The following is a 13,736-nucleotide window of genomic DNA, read 5'->3' as shown; positions in this document are numbered from 1 at the left end:
TTCATTGTGCCCTGCCGAGAACGACGATCGAAGCCCCGGCGGCAAAGCCGGCTCTTTCATCGTCTGTGATCTCTGGGGGCGCCCCGATTGCAGGAACCTCGCAGGGGCATGCGGAACGACTTCGACTAAGGCTAGCTTGTAACACAAAAAACACGCCGAATCAAAGGTAAACGCCGGACGGCGTTCCTCTGCGGCAGCATGGCGAGGTCGTGGTTAATGCAGCGCGGCCGGCAAACGCCCGCCCGGATCAGTCGCCTTCGCCCGGTTCCGGCGAGAGCATCTCGAGCTTCCCGGCGACGCCGTCGAATTCCTTGGCGTCGGCCGGCGGGTCCTTCTTCTGGGTGATGTTCGGCCAGCTCGCCGCGAATTTTCCGTTGATCTGCAGCCAGCTTTCGAGGCCCGGCTCGGTATCCGGCTTGATCGCCTCGGCCGGGCATTCCGGCTCGCAGACGCCGCAATCGATGCATTCGTCGGGATGGATGACGAGCATGTTCTCGCCCTCGTAGAAGCAGTCGACCGGGCAGACCTCGACGCAATCCATGTACTTGCACTTGATGCAGTTCTCGGTGACCACATAGGTCATGGGCCGGCCCTTCCAACGCTTCTAAACAGCCCCATAAACCCTTGCCCGGCGCAGGTTTCAAGGTCGTTTTAATGATCTTAGGCAGAACGATTTGTCATCCGGGACGCGCCGCGGAGAAGATTTCACCCTCCGGCCCGCTTTCGGCGCCTGCCGCCCGACAGGGCGCGGATTTAATCCTCGCCTCCGGCCTCCGCAAGCGGCGCATCGCCGCTGCCGCCGTCGAGCCGCTCATAGAGTTCCTGGGCGACCGCGAAGGAGCCGCGCCGCTCGGCAAAGCCGAGGACCCTGACCACCACGGTCGCATGCGGCAGGGCAAGCGTCAGCACCGCTCCGACCTTGATGCCCTGCGCCGGATTATCGCAGCGCCGTCCTTCGATCCGGACATGGCCGTCATCCACCAGACGCACGGCTGCCGGACGGTTGCGGGCGAACCGCGCGAACCAGAGCCATTTGTCGAGGCGCTGACGATCGTCCTGCAAGCCGCCCGCGCCTCCCTGATCAGTGATCCGAGGACGGCGACTTCACGCGGAGCCACCTCGTCATCCCGGGCCTGACCCGGAATCCATTGGAGAGCGCCGAGCCCTTCGATGGATTCCGGATTGTCGCCGCCATCGCGGCTCGTCCGAAATGACGGCGTGTTTCCACCGAAGCCTGCCTCAGTTCTTGCCGCCTTCGAGCTGGGCCTTGAGGGCCGCGAGCTTGGCGAAGGGCGAATCCGGGTCCGGCTCGCGATTGGCCGGACGCGGACGCGGCGCCTGCTGGAAACGCTCGGCACCACCGCCCCGCTCCTCGCGTCGCGGACCGCCGGGGCGGCCGTCACGCTTGAAATCGGGGCGCGGACCACGATGGCCTTCAGGCCGGCCCTGCCGCTGGTCGTCGCGGCGGGGACGCTCGCCCTGGCGCTCCTGGCGCTGTGCCGGTGCGCCCTCGCCGCCGCCGGCGGCTGCGGCCGGCCGGTTGTCAGGCCGTCCGTCACGACGCGGACCGCCGGGGCGGCCCTCGCGCTGCGGCCGGTCGCCACCACGACGCTCGCCGCCCTCGCGACGCGGCTCGCCATCGCGGCGGCCACGCGGATTGCCCTGCTCGGGCCGGCGCCCACCCTGGTGACGATGCGGCCGCCAGACCTCGATCAGTTCGGGCTCGGCAGGAGCGGCGTCGGCAGCAGGGGTTTCGCCAACAGAAGCTTCGGCAGGCGTCGCCTCCTCAGCAGCCGGCAGCGCGACCATCGCATCGGCCGGCACCGGCTCGCGCACCATGTCCAGCTCGGCTTCGGTCAGGATCGGCGTATCCGCCGTCTCGATCGCGGGCGCTTCGACGACAACAGTCTCGCCTTCCGCCGGAGCATCCTCGTTCAGCGCAGCCGCCGGCTCGCTCGGGCCTTCGGCCCTGGCAGCGGGCTCAGCCTCAGTCTGCGCGGTTGCGACTTCACCCTCCGTGGCGGCGCCCTCAGTACCAGCTTCCGCCGCCGGGGCAACGACAGGCTGGGCCGGCTCGGTCGCAGCCGGGGGCGGCGCTAGCGGCACGGTAATCGCAGGACCCGGACGCTTCACCGAGACATAGCCCAGCGAACGCAGGATCGAGGCGAAATCCTCGCCGGCGCAGCCGACGAGCGAAGTCATCGCGCCCGTGGCGACAAAGCCGTCCTGATCGGCGGCGCCGGTGGGCGGCACCCCTTGCGTGACGCCGGGGCGATAGGCGATCGCCGGACGGATGAGGTCGGCGAGGCGCTCCAGGATATCGACGCGCACCGCCCGCTCGCCGCAGACGCGGTAGCCGGCAGCGCGGTAGAGCCCCTTCGGCACGGCCTTGTCGACCGGGAAGGAAGTACGGCCGGACGCCGCCAGATGCGCGATGTCGTCGAGCCCGGCCGTCTCCGGCCCGCCATGCTTCAGCGCCCAGAGCTGGGCGGCGAGCGCACGCGGCGCAGGCTTCAGCAGCGCCGGCATATAGATGTGGAAAGCACCGAAACGGATGCCGAGCTGGCGTAGCGCCGCGCGGCCCTCCTGGTCGAGCGCCTTCATCTCGTCACCGACCTTGGCGCGTTCGAGCACGCCCAGCGCCTCGGCCGCCTGATAGGCGATGCCTCGCGCGATGCCGGTGACGTTCTCGGCCGCTTCCAGAATCTGGACCGCGCCGAGCAGGCGGGTGACGTGATTCTTCAGCCAGAGATTGAGCCGGCCTTCGACCTGCTCGCGTGCGGGGCCGGTGAGATGCTCTTCCACCAGCAGGCGCAGTCGTGGCTCGAGCACCTTCTCGCCGGCCGTCAGGCGCGCGACCGGCTCGCCGGTCCAGCGCACCAGCCCGTCATGCGAGAGCAGGAAGGCATCGTCGCCCGCCAGCACGACGCGCGCCGCCCGCGCCTCGATCTCGGAGCCGAGCGCCTTCATCGCCGCCAGGTTCAGGGCCTTGACCTCTGGCCCCCCGGCCTTCGGATCCGCCGTAAAGCGGAAGCCCTGCAGCATCCCCACATGCTGGCCCTCGACGAGCACGTCGCCCGTCGCGGTGACCTCAGCCTCCAACATCGCATTCTCCCGCAAGCGGCGCATCAGGACACTGGTGCGCCGATCGACAAATCGGTGGGCCAGACGCTCGTGCAGAGCATCCGACAGCTTGTCCTCTACAAGACGCGCCATGCCCTGCCAATGCTCTGGATCAGGTAACCAGTCGGGACGATTGGCGACGAAGGTCCAGGTCCGGACCTGCGCGATCCGCGCCGAGAGCGTATCGATCTCGCCATCGGTCCGGTCGAGCGCAGCCAGTTGCGCCGCATACCAGTCGGCATCGAGCCGGCCATGGCGCATCAGCCTGAGATACAGCGTCGTGGCGAGATCGGCATGCTGCATCGGCGAAATCTTGCGGTAATCCGGCAGCCCGCAGACCTCCCAGAGCCGCTCGACGCCGGCGCGGCCCTGCGCCAAGCGTACAATATCCGGGTCCTTCGCCAGGATTTCCAGCGTCGACATGTCCTCTGCGATCAGTGCGCGCGTCAGCCCCTGTTCGGAGGGCTGGAGGTTGAGCGTCTCGAGCAGGCCGCCGATCGAGCGCAGGTCGAGATCGGAATTGCGCCACTGCATCTGGCGGATGGGCTCGAAGCGGTGATTCTCGATCGCGTCGACCAGTTCCGCGTCGAAAGGCGGGCAGCGCCCGCTGGTGCCGAAGGAGCCGTCGCGCAGATGCCGCCCGGCGCGCCCGGCGATCTGGCCGAACTCAGCCGGGTTGAGCTTGCGGTAATGATGCCCGTCGAACTTCTTGTCGGCGGCGAAGGCGATGTGGTTGACGTCGAGATTGAGCCCCATGCCGATCGCATCGGTCGCGACGAGATAATCGACATCGCCGGACTGGTAGATCTCGACCTGGGCGTTGCGGGTACGCGGCGAAAGCGCGCCCAGCACCACGGCCGCCCCGCCCTTCTGCCGGCGGATCAGTTCTGCGATGGCATAGACCTCCTCGACCGAGAAGGCGACGATGGCCGAGCGCGGCGGCAGGCGCGTGATCTTGCGATCACCGGCGAAGGTCAGGTTCGACAGGCGCGGGCGCGTGACGACGTTCACGCCGGGCATGAGCTGCTCGATCAGCGGGCGCATCGTCGCAGCGCCGATCAGCATGGTCTCGGCCCGGCCTCGCCGGTTGAGCAGGCGGTCGGTGAAGACATGGCCGCGGTCGAGGTCGGAAGCGAGCTGGATCTCGTCGATCGCCACGAAATCGACGGCAAGGTCACGCGGCATCGCCTCGACCGTGCAGACCCAGAAGCGCGGCCGCTCCGGCTTGATCTTCTCCTCGCCGGTGACGAGCGCGACGGCCTCGGGGCCGACCTTGTCGACGACGCGCTGATAGACCTCGCGCGCGAGCAAGCGGAGCGGCAGCCCGATCATGCCGGTGGGATGGGCGACCATGCGCTCGATGGCGAGATGGGTCTTGCCGGTATTGGTCGGGCCCAGCACGGCCGTGACGCTATTGGCGCGGGCGGCGGGCGGCAGCGAACGAAAAGGAAGCAAGGCGAAGGAGCCGATCAAATCGCCCGCCCATACGGGCGGGAGCGTGGACGGGGTCGATGCAGGTCTTAAGGGCAGGCCTTACAAGAACGAGTCTGGAACGAAGCGGGGCCGAATCGCTGACTCCGGCAGAATCGGGTTTTGTTCCCTTTTCGGAATCCGTGCCCTGGCGGCATGGGCCATGTCGTCATCGCGCCCTCCCGGAATGGCGTGGCTGAGCAGCGCAAAAGCCGCCCGGCAGGAATCCTATTTAAGCCTTTTCAGCCCGGAGACGAGAGGCAAGGCAGATTTCCGATCTGCCCGCGCGCCTCAATGATGAGCGTGCTTGCACTGCCCGTGATCGGCCAAGGCCTCTATGATCGCGCAGTCGCAGGCCGCGACACCGCCCGAGCAGGTCGTGGCGATCCGCTCCAGTTCCTTCTCCAGCGAGCGCAATTTCGCGATCTTGTCGCGGACCTCATCGAGATGGGCGACCGAAATCGCATGCGCCTCGTCGCAGGCCATGCCAGGCGTGTCGGACAGCTTCAGCAGCGTGCGGATGTTCTCGACCGCGAAGCCGAGATCGCGCGCATGCTTGATGAAGGCGAGGCGCTCAGCATGGCGCCGGCCATAGCGGCGCTGATTGCCCTCGGAACGCTCAGGCGGCGGCAGCAGACCGACCTGCTCGTAATAGCGGATGGTCTCGACCTTGACCCCGGTGCGATCGGCCAGCGCGCCGATCGGCATCACGCGCTCGAGCTTGCCGGCAGCAGTCATCGCGTCACCTCAAGAAGCTATAGTTCCTATAGCTTCAGATAACCCTGCCCAGCCCGTTTGCAAGCTCGATCAAGCCACGCCCATCGCCAGCAGGTCATGGACATGGACGAGCCCGGCCGGACGATCTTCGGCATCGACCACGATCAGCGCCGTGATCCGGCTGCGGTTGACGAGTTCCAGCGCCTCGACCGCGAGCGTGTCGAGGCCGACGCGGCGCGGATTCACCGTCATGATATCGCGCGCCCTGAGCGAGACCCCACCGCCCATCGCCGCCTTGCGACGCAGATCGCCGTCGGTGACGACACCGGCGAGCTTGCCGTCCAGGTCCATCACCACGGCACAGCCGAAGCCCTTGTCCGAGATCATCGCGATGACGTCGGGCAGCAGCGTGTCCAAACCGATCAGCGGCAAATCGGCACCACGATGCATGATGCTCTCGACGGTCTTGAGCTGTGCACCAAGCTTGCCGCCGGGGTGGTAGACGAAGAAATCCTGCCGCGAGAAGCCGCGCGCCTCCAGCAGCGCCACGGCGAGTGCATCGCCGAGCGCCATCTGCATCGTCGTCGAGGTCGTCGGCGCGAGCCCGTTCGGACAGGCCTCCGTCGCCTTGGGCAGGACGAGCGCGATATCCGCTTCCTTGCCCAATGTGCTCTCGGCATTGGCGGTGATGGCGATCAGCCCGACGCGGAAGCGGCGCGTGTAACCGACGAGCGCGGCGAGTTCTACCGCCTCGCCGGACCAGGACAGCGCGATTACGACATCCTCGGGCTGGACCATGCCGAGATCGCCATGGCTCGCCTCGGCCGGGTGGACGAAATGCGCGGGCGTGCCGGTCGAGGCCAGCGTCGCCGTGAGCTTGCGCCCGACATGGCCGGACTTGCCCATGCCGGAGACGATCACGCGCCCGCTCGAGCCCCGGATCATCGCGATCGCCTCGGCGAAAGGCTCGCCCAAGCCATTCGCCAGCGCGTCATGGAGTGCGTCGAGCCCGGCGCGCTCGGTGGCGATGGTGCGGAGGGCGGAGTCGCGGATATCGGCTGTCATGGCTGGCGCTTTAGCACAGCGGCCTTGGCCATTTCCACCGTCTGCCGACACGTCCGGCCGCCGTTGACGGCTCCTTAACCCTGTTCGTTCTAACTCCATTAACCATGCGCGAAATCCGCGCGCCCCGTCTTCTGGAGCCCTGCGACGCCCGTGTCCGGCCGCGCGACGACCCTGCTTCTGTCCGGCACGGCTTTGGCCGGGCTTGCGCTCGCCCATACGGCGGCGCAGGCGCAGCAGATGCCGCGCGGCAACCTCAGGACCGGCACGCCGGCTTATGTCGCGCAGCAGCCGGCAGCTCCCCAGCCCGATCTGACGCCCGCCACCGCCGAGCCGGAAGCCGTCCGCGACCCCGCCGGGCTGGTCCAGCGGCAGGGGTCGGCGGTTTCGGGGCAGCAGCCGCCGCGCGCCAGCCAACCGATCCAGGCGCCGACGCTGCGCGGCGTCACCCAGCGCCAGTTCCGCGCGCCACCGCCCGCTGTCACGGTGCTGCCACCGCCGCCGCCTCCCGCTCCCCCGCCGCCCCGGCGCCGCCCGGCGAGCGAGGAAGACCCCTATGCCGCTCTCGGCATCCGGATCGGCTCGGTCACCTTGCGTCCCTCGGTCACCAATTCGATCGGCTACGACACCAATCCGCAGCGCACATCGGCGCCGGGCACCAAGGGCTCGGCCTATAGCCGTCACGAGGGCGAGCTGGCGATCCAGTCCGACTGGAACGTCCATGAGCTCAAGGGCCAGCTGCGCGGCGGCTACCTCGAATTCTTCCGCGCCAAGGACGCCTCCCGTCCCGATGCCGAGGGCAATCTCGACCTGCGTCTCGATGCGACCCGCGACACCCGCATCCTCCTGGAATCGCGGCTCAAGCTCGACACGCAGCGGCCGGGCTCGCCGGACCTGACCGCCAACGTGACCGGCCGCCCGCAGATCTACCAGTATGGCGCCTCTGCCGGCGTCACGCATGACATCAACCGGCTGCAATTGACGCTGCGCGGCTCGGTCGACCGCAGCGACTACGAGGACGCTCGCCTGTCGAACGGTGCGATGCTGTCGCAGAAGGACCGGAACATGACCCAGTACGGCGTCCGGCTGCGCGCCGCCTACGAGGTCACGCCCGGCTTCAAGCCCTTCGTCCAGGCCGAGATCGACCAGCGCGAATTCGACGAGAAGAGCGATTCGAGCGGCTATATGCGCTCCTCGAACGGCGTGACCGGACGCATCGGCTCGACCTTTGAGATCAGCCGGCAGCTCACCGGCGAGGTCTCGGGCGGCTATCAGGATCGCAAATACGACGATACGCGCCTGAAGAACCTGCGCGGCTTCGTCGGCGATGCCGCAGTGCTGTGGTCGCCGACCCCGCTGACCACGGTGACGCTGCGCGGCGGTGCCGAACTCGGCGACACCACGATCGCCGGTTCCTCGGGCACGACCGTGCGGCGCGCCACGCTGGAAGTCGCGCATGCGCTGCGCCGCAACCTCACCGTCACCGGCTTCACCAATTTCAGCCGTACCGAATATGACGGCCAGGGCCTGCGCGAGGACTACGCCAATGTCGGCGCGCGGCTCGAATACAAGCTGACGCGCACCTTCGCCGTGCGCGCGAGCTTCACCCATGAGCGCCTGAACTCGACAGCGCAGGGCTCGGATTACACCGCGAATGTCTCGCTGGTGGGGCTCAGGGTGCAGTTCTAGCAGCCACCGTCATGCTCGCCCTTGTGGCGAGCATCCATGTCTTGATCACTACCTTCGACAGCGAAGACGTGGATGGTCGGGACAAGCCCGACCATGACGGTAAGCGTCTACTCCATCCCTTCCAGCTCGATGATCATGCCTTCGATCATCCGGAGCCCGATCTGCCAGAAGCCCGGGTCCTTCGCATCGAGCCCAAAGGGCGCCAGCAGCTCGCCATAAGGCTTGCTGCCACCGGCCGAGAGCAGCGCGAAATAGCGCTCCTGGAAGCCCTCGGCGGCATTCTGGTAGACGCCGTAGAGCGAATTCACCAGGCAGTCCCCGAAGGCATAGGCATAGACGTAGAAGGGTGAATGGATGAAGTGCGGGATGTAGCACCAATAGGGCTCGTATCCGCTCGACAGCCGGATCGCCGGGCCGAGGCTCTCGGCCTGCACGCTCATCCAGAGCTCGCAGAGCGCCTCCGGCGTCAATTCGCCCTCGCGGCGGGCTTCATGGACCTTGCGCTCGAAGGTATAGAAGGCGATCTGGCGCACGACCGTGTTGATCATGTCCTCGACCTTCGCCGCCAGCATCGCCTTGCGCTGCTTCGGGTCGGAGGTCGTATCGAGCAGCTTGCGGAAGGTCAGCATCTCCCCGAACACGCTTGCCGTCTCGGCGAGCGTCAGCGGCGTCGGCGCCATCAGGGCCCCGTTCGGCGCCGCGAGCACCTGATGCACGCCGTGCCCCAGCTCATGCGCCAGCGTCATCACGTCGCGCGGCTTGCCCTGGTAGTTCAGCAGCACATAGGGATGCGCGGATGGCACGGTCGGGTGAGCAAACGCCCCGGGGGCCTTGCCGGGACGCGGCGGCGCATCGATCCAGCGCTCGTCGAAGAAGCGCTTCGCGATCGCCGCCATCTCCGGCGAGAAGGCGCCATAGGCCGAGAGCACTGTCTCGCGCGCTTCGGTCCAGGGAATCGTGCGTTGCTCGACCTGCGGCAGCGGCGCATTGCGGTCCCAGAAATCCAGCTCCTCGCGGCCGAACCACTTCGCCTTCAGGCGATAGTAGCGATGCGACAGGCGCGGATAGGCCTCGCGCACGGCAGCGACGAGAGCATCCACCACTTCGCGCTCGACCCGGTTCGCGAGATGGCGGGAATCCGCGACATCCTCGAACTTGCGCCAACGATCGGAGATCTCCTTGTCCTTGGCGAGCGTATTGGTGATCAGCGCGAAGGTGCGAAGCTCCTTGCGGAACACCGTGCTCAGCGCCTCCGCGGCCTTGCGCCTGACCTCGCCATCGCTGTCCTGCAGCTTGTTGAGCGTGAGTTCGAGCGTCAGCTCCTCGCCATCGACGGTGAAGCGCAGCGAGGCAATGGTCTCATCGAAGAGCCGGTTCCAGGCTGCCGCCCCCGTCATCGATTTCTCGTGGAACAGCGCTTCGATCCGGTCGTCGAGCTGGTGTGGCTTGTCCTTGGCGAGGTCTTCGAGCCAGGGCTTCCAGTGCGAAAGCGGCGCCTGGTCTGCGACCTTCGCCAGCAGGTCCGGCTCGATCCGATTCAGCTCCAGCTCGAAGAACAGGAGTTCGGTGATCGCGGCGTTGAGCTTGTCCTGCGTGTCGCCATAGAACTTGGCGCGCTGCGGATCGGTGGTATCGCCGGAATAGACCAGGCCGGCATAGGCGCCGATCCGGCCGAGCCGGTCGCTCAGGCCCTCATAGCTCTTGACTGCTGCGGCCAGCGTCTCGCTGCCGTCAGGCGCGGCGGCGAGGTCCCCGAGCTTGCCGCGATAGCGGCCGGCCAGCGCCTGCGCCTCGGCAAGCCCGCGCTCCAGATCGCCCTTGAATTCCTGTGATTCGATTCCGGGGTAGAGATGGGTCAGGTCCCATTCCGGCAGGTCGCCGGTAGCCTGGACCGATTTCGCCGCCCCCGCCTTTGTGGCGGAACGCCGGACGGTTTCATGAAAACCCATTCGCTCGATACCTCCGCGCACTGAAACAAGCCCATCCATAGGCCGGCACGGGCCCGGGGATCAACGGCGGCTGTTCGTCACCCCGACGACCGGCCCCGGCTTAAACCCCCGCTTAACTCTTCTGGCCGACCATGCCCCAGAACGAAACAGGCGATTCCGCCGACGCCCAAGATTTCTTTCATATTGCCCGGGCCTTCGAGGTGCCATGACCGACACCGTCCTCATCGTCGACGACGATCCCGTCCAGCGCCGCCTGCTCGACGCCATGCTCAAGCGCTTCGGCTATGACGTCGCGACTGCCGAGAACGGCGAAGCGGCACTTACCCTGCTCGGCGCGCCCGAAGGCGAGCGCTTCAATGCCGTCGTCCTCGATCTCAACATGCCCGGCCTCGACGGCATGGGCGTGCTGGCGGCGTTGCGTGAGCGCGGCAGCGAGCTCCCCGTCATCGTCCAGACCGCCAACGGCTCGATCGAGACCGTGGTCACCGCGATGCGGGCCGGCGCCGTCGATTTCGTGGTCAAGCCCGTCGGCGCCGAGCGCCTGCAGGTCTCGCTGCGCAATGCCCTCAAGCTCGGCGCGCTCGAACACGAATTGCGCCATATCAAGCGCCGCGCCTCGAACACGCTGGGCTTCCGCGACCTCGCCACCAAGAGCCCGGACATGGCCCGCGTCGTCAGGCTGGCGGAGCGCGCAGCGAAATCGAACATCCCGATCCTGATCGAGGGCGAGTCGGGCGTCGGCAAGGAGGTGCTGGCGCGCGCGATCCAGGGTTCCAGCGACCGCAAGGGCAAGCCTTTCGTCACCGTGAATTGCGGCGCGATCCCGCATAATCTCGTCGAATCCATCCTGTTCGGCCACGAGAAAGGCGCCTTCACCGGCGCGACCGAGCGTCATCTCGGCAAGTTCGTCGAGGCCAATGGCGGCACGCTCTTCCTCGACGAGGTCGGCGAATTGCCGCTCGACGCGCAGGTCAAGCTACTGCGAGCCATCCAGGAGGGTGAGGTCGACCCCGTCGGCGGCAAGAAATCGGTGCGCGTCGACATCCGCCTGATCTCGGCGACCAACAAGAGCCTGCTCGATCAGGTGAAGCGCGGCGAGTTCCGCGAGGACCTGTATTACCGCCTCAACGTCTTCCCGATCACGCTGCCGCCCCTGCGCCAGCGCCGCGAGGACATCGTCGATCTGGCGCGGGGCTTCCTCGCCCGCTTCGCCGCCGAGGAAGGCCGCAAGCTCACAGGGTTCACGGCCGAGGCGGCCGCCCTGATCACCGGCTATGACTGGCCAGGCAATGTCCGCCAGCTCGAGAATGCCGTGTTCCGTGCCGTCGTCCTGGCCGATGGTCCCGAACTCGACATCACCGAATTCCCGCAGATCGCCGCGCAGATGGACGGCTACGAGGTCCGGATTCCGCCGGCCCCCGCTCCGCTGGCCCGCATCGACCAAGGCGAGCCACCGCCGCGCATCATCCAGATGCCGGTACGCGACCCCAACGCCCTCGACATGGTCGCCGGCTCCGACATGCGCAAGCTCGACGATCTCGAACGGGAGATCATCACCTTCGCGCTCGCGCATTACCGCGGCCATATGTCCGAGGTGTCGCGCAAGCTCGGCATCGGCCGCTCGACGCTCTACCGCAAGCTCAAGGATTACGGGCTGATCGAGAGCGAATCCAACGGCGACGAAACCGACGCGGCCTGAGCTGCAACGAACCGAATGGGGCGGTCTGTTGCACCGCCGCATCTTGTCTCAACCAACCGAGTCACGCAGAACTGGCGTCATTCGGCAGCAATCGGGATAGCGACCATGCGTCCTCGCCATTGGGCGAAACTGACCTCGGCATCCGCCTTGGCCATCATCCTGGGATGCCTCCCGCTCCGCGCCGAGACCCCTGCCGCAACCGATGCAACGCTCGGCATCCCGCTGCCCGAGCAGCCGGAACTCAGGCTGTCCGACGTCGCGCCATCGACCGCCCCGGCGCAGGCCGCGACCGCGCCTTCCGCTGACGCCGAGATCGTCACCGGTACGGTCACGACCGGCAACCGGCCGCTGGATCCGGCCAGACAGGATGCCGCCTCCCCGCTCGATAGCGAGGAGCCGCTCACGCTCGATATCCCGGCGGTCGAGATGCCGGCGGCTGATCCGGCCCTGACCCCCGTCGTCAAATCCCCCGAGCCGGTCGAGACCGCCCCGCAGCCTGGCCCGCTGCGCACCGTCGAGCCGCTGGTGCCGCTGCCGGAGATGCCGAAGGTTGTCGTCGAGGTGCCGCCGGGTTCCGAGTTTGCGGCAGCCGTCGCAGCCGCCCTGCCGGATGCGCTGACGCTGCGCCGCCTCGGCGAGCGCGAACGCAATGAGATCGTCGCCGCCTATCAGGCCAATGAGAACCGTCCCTTCTGGGTCGGGAGCAAGGGCTGGAACGAGGCCGGCAAGCTTATCGCGACGCAGCTCGGCCGCGCCGCCGAGGACGGCCTGCGCCCGAACGACTACCCCCTCCCCGTCTTCGAGGCGAGCGACAAGGCCAGGCTCGCCGAGGCCGATATCCGCCTCTCCGCGCTGGCCGTGCTCTATGCGCGCGACGCCCGCGGCGGCCGCCTCAACCCGCGCCAGCTCTCCAAGCTGATCACGCCGACGCTCTACCTGCCCTCCGCGACCGAGGTGCTCTCGGAGCTCGCGGGCGCCGCTGACGCCGACGCCGTGCTCGCCGCCTACAATCCGCCCCACGAGCAGTACCGCCGCCTCAAGGCCAAGCTCGCGGAGATGCGCGAGCATCTCGACGACACGCCGCTGGTCCGGATTCCCGCCGGCCCGCCGCTCAAGCTCGGCATGCGCGACGAGCGCGTGGCGCTGGTGCGCGCGCGTCTCGGCCTTGGGCCCAGCGAGGAGCCGGTCTTCGATCGCTCCACCGCGCTGGCCTTGGCCGATTTCCAGAAGAAGGCCGGCCTGCCGGCCAACGGCATCCTCAGCGAGCGCACGCTGGCCGCGCTCGGCAAGCCCGCGAGCGCGCGTGGCGAGGAGGACATCATCGCCCAGATGGAGCGCTGGCGCTGGCTGCCGCCCGATCTCGGCACCGACCACATCATCGCCAACGTGCCGGAGATGCGGGTGCGCGTCATCCGCTCCGGCAAGGTCGTGCACGAGACCCGCGCCATCATCGGCAAGCCGGATTCGGCGACGCCCATCTTCTCGCACAAGATGGACCACGTCATCGTCAACCCGTCCTGGTACGTGCCGCCCTCGATCCTGAAGAAGGAATTCCTGCCCGGTCTCGCAGCCGATCCGAACTATGCCGCCAAGCGGGGCTATATCGTCACCCGCACCAAGAGCGGCGGCATTTCGGTGCGCCAGCCGCCGGGCGAGCGCAACGCGCTCGGCTGGATCAAGTTCATGTTCCCGAACGAGCACGCGGTCTATCTGCACGACACGCCCAACCGCCGCCTGTTCGCTGGGGAAAGGCGGGCGCTCAGCCACGGTTGCGTGCGCGTCGAGAACCCGTTCGCGCTGGCCGACCAGGTGCTCGGCCCGGAATGGACGCATGAGCGCCTGAAGCGCCTGATCGGCAAGGGCGAGCGTCGGATCAACCTGCCGCAGCCGCTACCGATCCACCTCGTCTACAACACCATCGTCGTCGGCGATCATGGGCAGATCCACCGCTTCGACGATGTCTACGGTTTCCACAGGCTGGTCAGGCAGGCCCTGGAGCATCAGGGCGGTTGAACGGGAGCCCGCTC

General features: G+C 67.5%; 9 protein-coding genes. 3 read left to right on the top strand and 6 right to left on the bottom strand.

Going from position 1 to position 13,736, the window contains the following annotated elements:
• Window positions 1-247 precede the first annotated feature (247 nt).
• The 5 genes from fdxA to AC1RLU_RS25390 all read right to left on the bottom strand — a co-directional run bounded on the left by fdxA (window position 248) and on the right by AC1RLU_RS25390 (window position 6,375).
• Complete coding sequence (fdxA, locus tag AC1RLU_RS25410; RefSeq protein ID WP_061971311.1) at window positions 248-583, bottom strand: ferredoxin FdxA; 336 nt, start codon at window positions 581-583, stop codon at window positions 248-250.
• Window positions 584-753: 170 nt separating this feature from the next.
• Window positions 754-1,062 carry an RNA-binding S4 domain-containing protein gene (locus AC1RLU_RS25405; protein ID WP_492798854.1) on the bottom strand — a complete coding sequence of 103 codons (309 nt, stop codon included), beginning with the start codon at window positions 1,060-1,062 and terminating at the stop codon, window positions 754-756.
• A 177-nt stretch (window positions 1,063-1,239) separates the two neighbouring features.
• Entirely contained in the window at window positions 1,240-4,578 is a 3,339-nt protein-coding gene (locus AC1RLU_RS25400) for a helicase-related protein (protein WP_492798853.1), read from the bottom strand.
• Window positions 4,579-4,884: 306 nt separating this feature from the next.
• Complete coding sequence (locus tag AC1RLU_RS25395; protein ID WP_492798944.1) at window positions 4,885-5,304, bottom strand: MerR family transcriptional regulator; 420 nt, start codon at window positions 5,302-5,304, stop codon at window positions 4,885-4,887.
• A gap of 96 nt (window positions 5,305-5,400) precedes the next feature.
• On the bottom strand, window positions 5,401-6,375 hold the full coding sequence (locus AC1RLU_RS25390) for a KpsF/GutQ family sugar-phosphate isomerase (RefSeq protein ID WP_492798852.1): 975 nt from the start codon (window positions 6,373-6,375) through the stop codon (window positions 5,401-5,403).
• A 150-nt stretch (window positions 6,376-6,525) separates the two neighbouring features.
• On the opposite strand from AC1RLU_RS25390, the gene AC1RLU_RS25385 reads away from it, so the two are divergent.
• Window positions 6,526-8,061, top strand: coding sequence for an outer membrane beta-barrel protein (locus AC1RLU_RS25385; protein WP_492798851.1), 1,536 nt, complete (start codon window positions 6,526-6,528; stop codon window positions 8,059-8,061).
• 107 nt (window positions 8,062-8,168) lie between these two features.
• Here the strand turns inward: AC1RLU_RS25385 and AC1RLU_RS25380 are convergent, their stop codons facing one another.
• Window positions 8,169-10,010 (bottom strand): M3 family oligoendopeptidase, encoded by a 1,842-nt coding sequence (locus AC1RLU_RS25380; protein WP_492798850.1) that lies wholly within the window; start codon window positions 10,008-10,010, stop codon window positions 8,169-8,171.
• A 205-nt stretch (window positions 10,011-10,215) separates the two neighbouring features.
• Here AC1RLU_RS25380 and AC1RLU_RS25375 point away from each other — a divergent pair, with 205 nt between their 5' ends.
• Window positions 10,216-11,709, top strand: coding sequence for a sigma-54-dependent transcriptional regulator (locus AC1RLU_RS25375; protein ID WP_113584549.1), 1,494 nt, complete (start codon window positions 10,216-10,218; stop codon window positions 11,707-11,709).
• A 105-nt stretch (window positions 11,710-11,814) separates the two neighbouring features.
• Window positions 11,815-13,722, top strand: a complete 1,908-nt coding sequence (locus tag AC1RLU_RS25370; RefSeq protein ID WP_113584550.1) for a L,D-transpeptidase scaffold domain-containing protein — start codon at window positions 11,815-11,817, stop codon at window positions 13,720-13,722.
• Window positions 13,723-13,736: the final 14 nt, after the last annotated feature.

The organism is Allobosea sp. GW822-FHT05A11, assembly GCF_058800455.1.
The sequence above is the reverse complement of the archived record's forward strand: the minus strand, read 5'-3'. Positions and strand labels throughout refer to the sequence as shown.

Excerpts from the sequence above, each read along its gene's own strand:
- fdxA (WP_061971311.1), bottom strand. The coding sequence starts at position 583 with ATGACCTATGTGGTCACCGAGAACTGCATCAAGTGCAAGTACATGGAT.
- AC1RLU_RS25390 (WP_492798852.1), bottom strand. The coding sequence starts at position 6,375 with ATGACAGCCGATATCCGCGACTCCGCCCTCCGCACCATCGCCACCGAG.
- AC1RLU_RS25380 (WP_492798850.1), bottom strand. The coding sequence starts at position 10,010 with ATGGGTTTTCATGAAACCGTCCGGCGTTCCGCCACAAAGGCGGGGGCG.
- AC1RLU_RS25375 (WP_113584549.1), top strand. The coding sequence starts at position 10,216 with ATGACCGACACCGTCCTCATCGTCGACGACGATCCCGTCCAGCGCCGC.
- AC1RLU_RS25370 (WP_113584550.1), top strand. The coding sequence starts at position 11,815 with ATGCGTCCTCGCCATTGGGCGAAACTGACCTCGGCATCCGCCTTGGCC.